9 protein-coding genes are annotated in these 7,152 nt (G+C 63.5%); 4 read left to right on the top strand and 5 right to left on the bottom strand.

Features of this window, described 5'->3' with window-relative positions:
- From Q0X68_RS12790 to Q0X68_RS12800, 3 genes are all read right to left on the bottom strand, one after another.
- On the bottom strand, positions 1-226 hold a 226-nt coding region (locus Q0X68_RS12790), incomplete at its 3' end, for a hypothetical protein (protein WP_297752520.1).
- Positions 220-678 carry a hypothetical protein gene (locus Q0X68_RS12795; protein ID WP_297752523.1) on the bottom strand — a complete coding sequence of 153 codons (459 nt, stop codon included), beginning with the start codon at positions 676-678 and terminating at the stop codon, positions 220-222. The genes Q0X68_RS12795 and Q0X68_RS12790, both read right to left, overlap by 7 nt.
- Positions 653-838, bottom strand: a complete 186-nt coding sequence (locus Q0X68_RS12800; protein ID WP_297752525.1) for a hypothetical protein — start codon at positions 836-838, stop codon at positions 653-655. The genes Q0X68_RS12795 and Q0X68_RS12800 overlap by 26 nt, the downstream gene beginning before the upstream one ends.
- 412 nt (positions 839-1,250) lie before the next feature.
- On the opposite strand from Q0X68_RS12800, the gene Q0X68_RS12805 reads away from it, so the two are divergent.
- Positions 1,251-2,906, top strand: coding sequence for a DUF885 domain-containing protein (locus tag Q0X68_RS12805; protein ID WP_297752528.1), 1,656 nt, complete (start codon positions 1,251-1,253; stop codon positions 2,904-2,906).
- A gap of 18 nt (positions 2,907-2,924) precedes the next feature.
- On the opposite strand, the gene Q0X68_RS12810 is transcribed toward Q0X68_RS12805, so the two are convergent.
- On the bottom strand, positions 2,925-3,443 hold the full coding sequence (locus Q0X68_RS12810; RefSeq protein ID WP_297752531.1) for a hypothetical protein: 519 nt from the start codon (positions 3,441-3,443) through the stop codon (positions 2,925-2,927).
- 19 nt (positions 3,444-3,462) lie between these two features.
- The gene (locus Q0X68_RS12815) at positions 3,463-4,062 is read right to left on the bottom strand and encodes a disulfide bond formation protein DsbA (RefSeq protein WP_297752534.1); all 600 of its coding nucleotides are present in this window, start codon (positions 4,060-4,062) and stop codon (positions 3,463-3,465) included.
- Between the two features lie 128 nt (positions 4,063-4,190).
- On the opposite strand from Q0X68_RS12815, the gene Q0X68_RS12820 reads away from it, so the two are divergent.
- The 3 genes from Q0X68_RS12820 to Q0X68_RS12830 are packed head-to-tail and all read left to right on the top strand — an operon-like array spanning position 4,191 to position 7,008.
- Positions 4,191-4,490: a hypothetical protein gene (locus Q0X68_RS12820; protein ID WP_297752537.1), complete on the top strand. Its 300-nt coding sequence runs from the start codon at positions 4,191-4,193 to the stop codon at positions 4,488-4,490.
- On the top strand, positions 4,490-6,226 hold the full coding sequence (locus tag Q0X68_RS12825; protein WP_297752540.1) for a hypothetical protein: 1,737 nt from the start codon (positions 4,490-4,492) through the stop codon (positions 6,224-6,226). The genes Q0X68_RS12820 and Q0X68_RS12825 overlap by 1 nt, the downstream gene beginning before the upstream one ends.
- A 14-nt stretch (positions 6,227-6,240) precedes the next feature.
- Positions 6,241-7,008: a hypothetical protein gene (locus tag Q0X68_RS12830; RefSeq protein ID WP_297752543.1), complete on the top strand. Its 768-nt coding sequence runs from the start codon at positions 6,241-6,243 to the stop codon at positions 7,006-7,008.
- Positions 7,009-7,152 lie beyond the last annotated feature (144 nt).

The following is a 7,152-nucleotide window of genomic DNA, read 5'->3' on the forward strand; positions in this document are numbered from 1 at the left end:
TCGGTTTACCCTGGAACTGACACACAGGCGCATCCGTTCTACCGCGACCACGGTCTGGATTCTCATGCCCACCACCCGGCGCCGGCGACGAACCCTTCTCATGTAGGCAGGTTGCGAGTTCATAACCCTTTACCTTGCAGACCCGTGCCGGCTCCGCTGAAGCCATCGGCAACAGACCGCTGAAAATCGCGATGGCGAGAACCGAGAAGGCAATCTTGTTCAGCATCCTTCCTCCGAATCCCCGCTGGCTACCGTCCAGCTTTTGTTCGGGTGTTGTTCAAGCATCAAAGTGACTCTCAGTTGCGGCAGCACATCAAGTGCGTCTTCGCTCGGTGGGGTCTTCCCGTCCTTCTCCGTGACGTAGCTGATGCCACTTGAATCTTTACAAACAGACAACATCGCCGTGCGTGGGTCAGCCTTATCAGAATTTGATAGCTCTATTTCCACATCTGAATACTCCAATGACCCGACCCGAACCAGCCCTCTATCGCGGAGAAGACCAATCGAGTGCACGCTGGAGAACACGGCGTCGCCCGAAGCGTGCTTCGTGAGTTCATTCATATCCTTGAGCTTGGGATCACGCGCGAACTTGTCGAACATCAATTCATGGCTCTCCCACGCTTGGCGGATTGCGGTGATCTCGGCGGATTCGTCAGGTTCTGGCGGGGGAAACGTCACCCACTCCGAAGATGACGAGGACGAAGGCGAAGGTGACGGGGACGGGGACGGGGATGGGGATGGGGATGGGGATGGGCTTTCTGCGCCGGGCACACGTCGGATCGATGTAGGCGCGCTGGGGGTCGGCTGCTCTTCTGTGGCTGCCTCGCTCGGCTGGCAAGCGCTCACGGTGACGAGCAGCAGACTACTGATGACTGCAAAGCCAAGACGTCGTTGTTTGACCATGATTGTTCCTCCAGAGCACCGAGTGAACCACACGCTAGGGTCACTTCCCGGCGACTTCAGAAGTTATCCACAGGCGGGCGCGAAAGAGACGTCTCGATTCGGCGCTTAGGGCCTACTCGACGACCGGGTGCGGGCCCGACGGCTGAGTAGCGAGCGAAGCTCGCGTGCCGAAAGCCCGCTGGAAGAGCGCATTATTGATAAGGAATGAGGGATTCCACCGAAAACGGTGGAATCCCTCATTCCTTATGCGAGTGGCGGCCGTTGGAGCATCCCGATACGGCCCCTACGCGCCCTCTCGATGGCCAGAGGCAGGCACTACTCGATGGGCGGCCGGGTAGTTTGGGAGCATGACTGACCGCACACCCACTGCACTCGACGCCATCGCGGAAGACTACGTCGCCAAGATGGCCGTACTCTCCCCCACCGGCGCCACGATGATCGGTATTCCCGGCCACGACCACGAGCTCGACGATTTCTCGCCCGCCGGCCACGCCGCCCGCGCCGATCTGGCCCGCGAGACACTCGCCAAGATCGCCGACACCCCCGACGTGGACGACGTCGACCGCGTCACCCGCGCCGCCATGAACGAACGCCTGGGGCTCGCCGTCGAACTCCACGACGCCGGCGAAGACCTCGGCGACCTCAATAACATCGCCTCCCCGCTGCAGGCCATCCGCGACATCTTCGACCTCATGGCCACCGACACCGTCGAGCACTGGGAGACCATCGCCGCGCGCATGCGAGCCGTGCCCGCGGCTGCCGACGGCTACCTCACGTCGCTGCGCGAAGCGGCGGTCCGCCCGGCGAAGCGCCAGTTCGCCATCACCGCTGAACAGAGCGCTGACTACGCCCACGAGGGCGGGTTCTGGACCGCCTTCGCCGAGAACGCCGCACCGTCAGAAGGCGAGCTTCCCGACGCACTCCGCGCCGAGCTGCGCTCCGCAGCCGACGAAGCCCGTCGCGCATTTGCTCATCTGGCCGACGAGCTCCGCGCATTGGAACCCACCGGCCAGGACGCGGACGCCGTCGGGCGCGAGCGCTACCAGCTGCTGTCTAGGCGCTCGCTCGGGGCCGTCATCGACCTCGAAGAAACCTACGCCTGGGGGCAGGAAGAGCTGCGGCGCATCGTCGACGAGCAGGAGCGCACCGCCGCGCAGATCGGCGGGCCGGGCACCTCGATTGCCGACGCCATCGCGATGCTCGACGCCGACCCCGCCCGCAAAATCCACGGCACCGACGCGCTCAAGGCCTGGATGCAGGAAACCTCCGACGCCGCCATCGAGGCCCTTGCCGACGTGCAGTTCGACATCCCAGGCCCGGTGCGCGAACTGGAATGCTGCATCGCTCCGACGGCCACCGGCGGCATCTACTACACCGGCCCCAGCGACGATTTCTCGCGCCCTGGCCGCATGTGGTGGTCGGTGCCGGAGGGCGTCGAAGATTTCACCACCTGGATGGAGAAAACCACCGTCTACCACGAGGGCGTGCCGGGCCATCACCTCCAGCTCGCGCAAACCACGTACCGCTCCAACCTGCTCAACACGTGGCGGCGCAGCGCGTGCTGGGTGTCCGGACACGGCGAGGGCTGGGCGCTCTACGCCGAACGCCTCATGCAAGACCTCGGCTTCCTCGACGATCCCGGCGACGTAATGGGCATGCTCGACGGTCAGCGCCTGCGCGCGGCCCGCGTCGTGCTCGACATCGGCGTGCACTGCAACCTGGAGCACCCCAACGGCGGCCCCTGGACGTACGACCGCGCCTGGGCATTCCTCAAAGCCAACACCGGCATGGAGGAAAACTTCCTACGCTTCGAGCTGAATCGCTACTTCGGCTGGCCTGGGCAGGCGCCGTCGTACAAGATCGGGCAGCGCCTGTGGGAGCAAATCCGCGACGAGGTCCGCACCTGCGAGGGCGACGCGTTCAGCTTGAAGGCCTTCCACCGTCGCGCTCTCGACGTCGGGTCAGTCGGTCTCGACGTGCTCCGCCAAGCGCTGCTGGGTTAAGCCAAGCGTTGCGGGCGCTCAGGCAGTAGTGCCTTGAGCGCCCGCCACAGCGCTGCAGAATCGGCGTGCTTTGCGCCCGCTGAAGTACCCCGCCACCAGCCTGATGAGCGACCCGTCCCGGAACCGGAGCGCGATTCGTCCTCGCTGATTCCAGCGTGGGTCAGACGTGATCGCCACGTCATGGATGCCGCTGGCCCAACGCAGGTTCGGAGGCTTACCGCCCAGCCCATCTACCAGGAACACGCGCTGGTTCGTCGCCACCAACTCCGACGACGGACCCCCAAGCGCGCTCTTGACCTGCGCCGCCATGCAGCCCGGCTCGCCACGCAACGTGACGCCCGTCACCGCTGCGCCCGCGGCGTCCTCCCAGGCCGAGACGGAGAGGCCGCCCAGCGGGTCGAATGTCACCGACGACTCTCGCGGCCCGACGCGCTCCTCGCCCGGGGCGTACTGCACAGTGAGTAGGGCCATCGCCTGCTCGCCTGGGCCGCACAGGGTCGCGAGCTCGTCGGCGTAGATCGACAGGTAGTCAAGCACGATCGGGCGTCGAGGTGGTTCAGTCGAAGATTGGCCCGACGGTGCGGGTGCGCTTCAATTCGAAGAAACCGGGGTAGGCCGTCATCTTGACGAAGCCGTCGAAGAGATCGCCGGCGGCCTCACCCTTCGGCGCAGGTGAGATGACCGGGCCGAACAGGCTCATGCCGTTCACGCGAATGACGGGGGTGCCCACCTCGTCACCCACCGGGTCCATGCCCTCGTGGTGCGAGCGACGAAGGTCGTCGTCGATCGCGTCGGTCTGGGCGATCTCGAAGATGTCCTCGTCGGCGCCCACCTCGTCGAGTGCGGCTTTGAGCGAGTCCAAGCTGCGATCTTCACCTGGGTGGAAGCGTGTGCCGACGGCGGTGTAGAACTCGGCGAGCTTCTCGGAACCGTGGCGCTGCTCGACGAGGAGGCTCGCGCGAGCGGGTACCCAGGCTTGGTCGATGTGGGCGCGGTAGTCAGGGTCGAGGTCGCGACCCTCGTTGAGCACAGCGAGGCTCATCACGTGGAAGGTGAGATCGATGTCGCGTACGTTCTGCACCTCGAGCATCCACCGCGAGGCCATCCATGCCCATGGGCAGGAAGGGTCAAACCAGAAATCAACTTGGGTCGTCATGTCTCCAGCCAAGCACACGCGCTCAAATGCTGCGCCGAAGTTCGCCAATATCGCCAAGACAAGTACAGATACTCACCTGTCTGGCCCCTGCACTTCGTAGAGTTCTGGACAAGAGAAAGGGCTCTCACATGGACTACGAGGTTGACTACTCCGTGCTGCACCGTGCGGGCACGAAAGCAGTGGGTGTTGCAGCAGACATTGCCGGTGTGTTGGCCGACATGCACATGAACGATGTGGCTGGGGCCATCCCCGGCAGCATGAGCGCTGGCGTTGCCACCTCTGTGTCCAACGGGTGGCGGGAAGGCTCCGAGTCTGCAGTGAAGACGTTGGAGAGCTACGGCAAGAACCTCACCGAGACAGCCGTCGCCTACCGCAAAGTCGAGGAAGCCAATTCCAGGGCCGCAACATCATTCTTCGGAGGTATCTGATGCTCAGCTGGGGTGACGGCCTGCGTATCAATCCGGGCATTTTGCAGGCGCGGGCGGCATCGCTGAATCAGGTCAAGGGCCAACTCGACTCCAAAATCAGCGAGCACGAGAGCATCGACATGGGCCCCTGGCGTGGCGACGCGCAACGGGCTCAGCACTCGAGCCACCGCAAGCTGCTCACCGATCTGCGCTCCCATGCACGCAGGATTCCTCCCGCCGCAGACGCGCTGAGCAGCGCGGCTCAGTCGTTTACACAAATCCAGCAGTCTCAGCACAATCTCGTCAACCGCGCGCGGGCATGGGATTACGAGATCCAAGACAGCGGCTGGCTACGCGATCTCAATTCCGGGCTCTCAAAGATCGACCCTCGCAGACTGTACCAACGGGTGCGCATCCAGGGCTCGGTGCTGAGCCTAGTGGTTCGGCTGAATGCCACCGACTTCGCGCTCGCGGCTCGGCTGAAGATTGCCGACGTCGGCAACAACATTCTCGACGAGTTCGCCAAGGCCCGCGACGGGCTGATGGACCTGCTGCAAACCGGCGGGGACAAGCTGCTGAGCGGCTTGGAGTGGCTGGGCGGCAAGATCAAGGACGGTCTCGACTGGGGCAAGGGCAAGATCGAGGATGCCTGGGAGTGGGGCAAGGGCGTCGTCGACAATGTCATGGAACGGCTCGGCCACACCGCTCCTGCGATCCAGCGTCTCTTCGAAACGTTGGGCACTCAGCCACAGTGGCTGAGGGACTTCTTCGAGAAGGGGGAGATTCCGCAGCTCGCTGAGGTTGCTGGGTCAGCGCTCTTCCTCGGCGGCCAGCTGGCGGGCATTCCGTTCAACTTCATCACGAATGAAGATCAGCATTTCTTCGACGACGGGCGCCCCTGGATGGCCACACCTGCGGACGTGCAAGACCATCTCGTCGAACAACAGCGCTTTGACAGCGTGAACGACGTCATCGACCCCATGATGGACGTCTACAACACGCAAGACAGCAACGACCCCACCGACCGCGCACAGATTCAGGTCACCCCGGTTGTCGGCGACGACGGGCACGTGCGATACATCGTCTCGATTCCAGGCACCACCGAGTCAATGTCTACGCTGGATGGCTGGAACGGGAACCCGTCGGGTACCGACTGGGCAGCGAACCTGAAGGGCGTGGGCTATGGCTCCACCGCTGCGACGGAATCGATCATGAACTCCATCGACCAGGCCATCCAGGAAGACCAGGCGAGGCGCGGCATCAGCGGAGGGAAGCCCGAAGTGCTGCTCTCCGGCCACTCGCAAGGCGGCATTATCGCGGGCAACATTGCTGCCTCCGACGAGTTCGCCGACAAGTACGACGTTGGCGGCGTGATCAGCGCAGGGTCGCCCGTCGAGACTCTTGGGGTGCCCGAGCACATCCCGGTGTACAACTACCAAAACGCTCTGGATCCGGTGCCGAGAACCGACCTCGGCGGTGCGCGTTGGAAGCCTGGCGAGGGGATTCAATTCGATACTCCCAGCAACGTACACAACATCGTATTCCCGCACGAAGGCAGCATTTTCCCTGGCCACACGCATCTGCAGCAGACCTACGCCGACAACATTGCGGACCTCCAGGAACGCAAGAACAACCCCTACCTGTCCAACAACGCGAATGTTCAGGCGCAGCAGGCCATGGATAGGGATCTCGGACGCTTCTACAACGGTGAAGTGGATAACGCGTACCGTGTGGAATACGGGCGTGAGACGAACTGAGCGAGGATATGGCTATGACAACGATGATCCAGTCAGAAGACCCTACCCTGCACGTCGGCCTCATTGAGGCGACGGTGTGGGCCGACGCGGTCGAAGAGATCACCGATGGCGTCTTCCCTCGTGATGACGAGGACAAGCTCGCGTTTTGGGAAGCCGCTGGCATCATCGCTGATGACCAGGTCGACGAGCTCTGGGGGCGAGCGATTACCGTCGCTCAGCAATCGACGCGCGCCTGCGAACTGCTCAGCCGCAAGGACGACGTCGTGTTCAGCGCGACGGTGCTCGTCCATGGTGGATGGGTGGTGTCGTGCACGAGCCGGGGCACCGTCGCGAATGTGGATGGGGAGGAGTCCGTGGATAAGCTCCATCCGATGATGGAAGTAGCCATCGCTCCCGTCCATCGGGCGTGGCAGGTGATCCGACGGGCGCTCCCGCCCGAGGATGCGCTGCGGCACGAACCGCGTGCGACGAACGTCGACGAAGCGAAGCAGATCACCGTGGACCTGTCCTCGATTCCTGAGGGCATGCGATCGACGCCAGAAACCTTCGCGGCGCACCTCTACGAGCTGCCGCATCTGCCTCCCCAGGTGATCGACCTCTCGGATCCGCGTGCGACGGTGTTCACCTACTCGCTCGCGGCCGACGATACTGGCGTACACACGTCGAACAAGACGTGGGTGCTCGGCAAGGCGCTCTACCTGATCGACGCCGACACGGCATCGATGTGGCAGGTGCCCGACGGCGACCTCGGCCACACACTCGTCACCTCGCTGCTGGGCTAGCCGGGCTGGGCTGGGCGCCCACGCGCTCGCTGTGCAGCCGATCGCCCGTGACACTCGAGTGAGAACCGAAGATAGATCAAGTTGGTGGTGGGTAGACCCTGTCTCTTATACACATCTGACGCTGCCGACGACTCCTTACGTGTA

It is taken from the genome of uncultured Tessaracoccus sp. (assembly GCF_947286155.1).
GTDB lineage: Bacteria > Actinomycetota > Actinomycetes > Propionibacteriales > Propionibacteriaceae > Arachnia.

What these genes read in the sequence shown, in the direction of transcription:
- Q0X68_RS12815 (WP_297752534.1), bottom strand. Translation starts at nt 4,062, where the DNA reads ATGACGACCCAAGTTGATTTCTGGTTTGACCCTTCCTGCCCATGGGCA.
- Q0X68_RS12805 (WP_297752528.1), top strand. Translation starts at nt 1,251, where the DNA reads ATGACTGACCGCACACCCACTGCACTCGACGCCATCGCGGAAGACTAC.
- Q0X68_RS12820 (WP_297752537.1), top strand. Translation starts at nt 4,191, where the DNA reads ATGGACTACGAGGTTGACTACTCCGTGCTGCACCGTGCGGGCACGAAA.
- Q0X68_RS12825 (WP_297752540.1), top strand. Translation starts at nt 4,490, where the DNA reads ATGCTCAGCTGGGGTGACGGCCTGCGTATCAATCCGGGCATTTTGCAG.
- Q0X68_RS12830 (WP_297752543.1), top strand. Translation starts at nt 6,241, where the DNA reads ATGACAACGATGATCCAGTCAGAAGACCCTACCCTGCACGTCGGCCTC.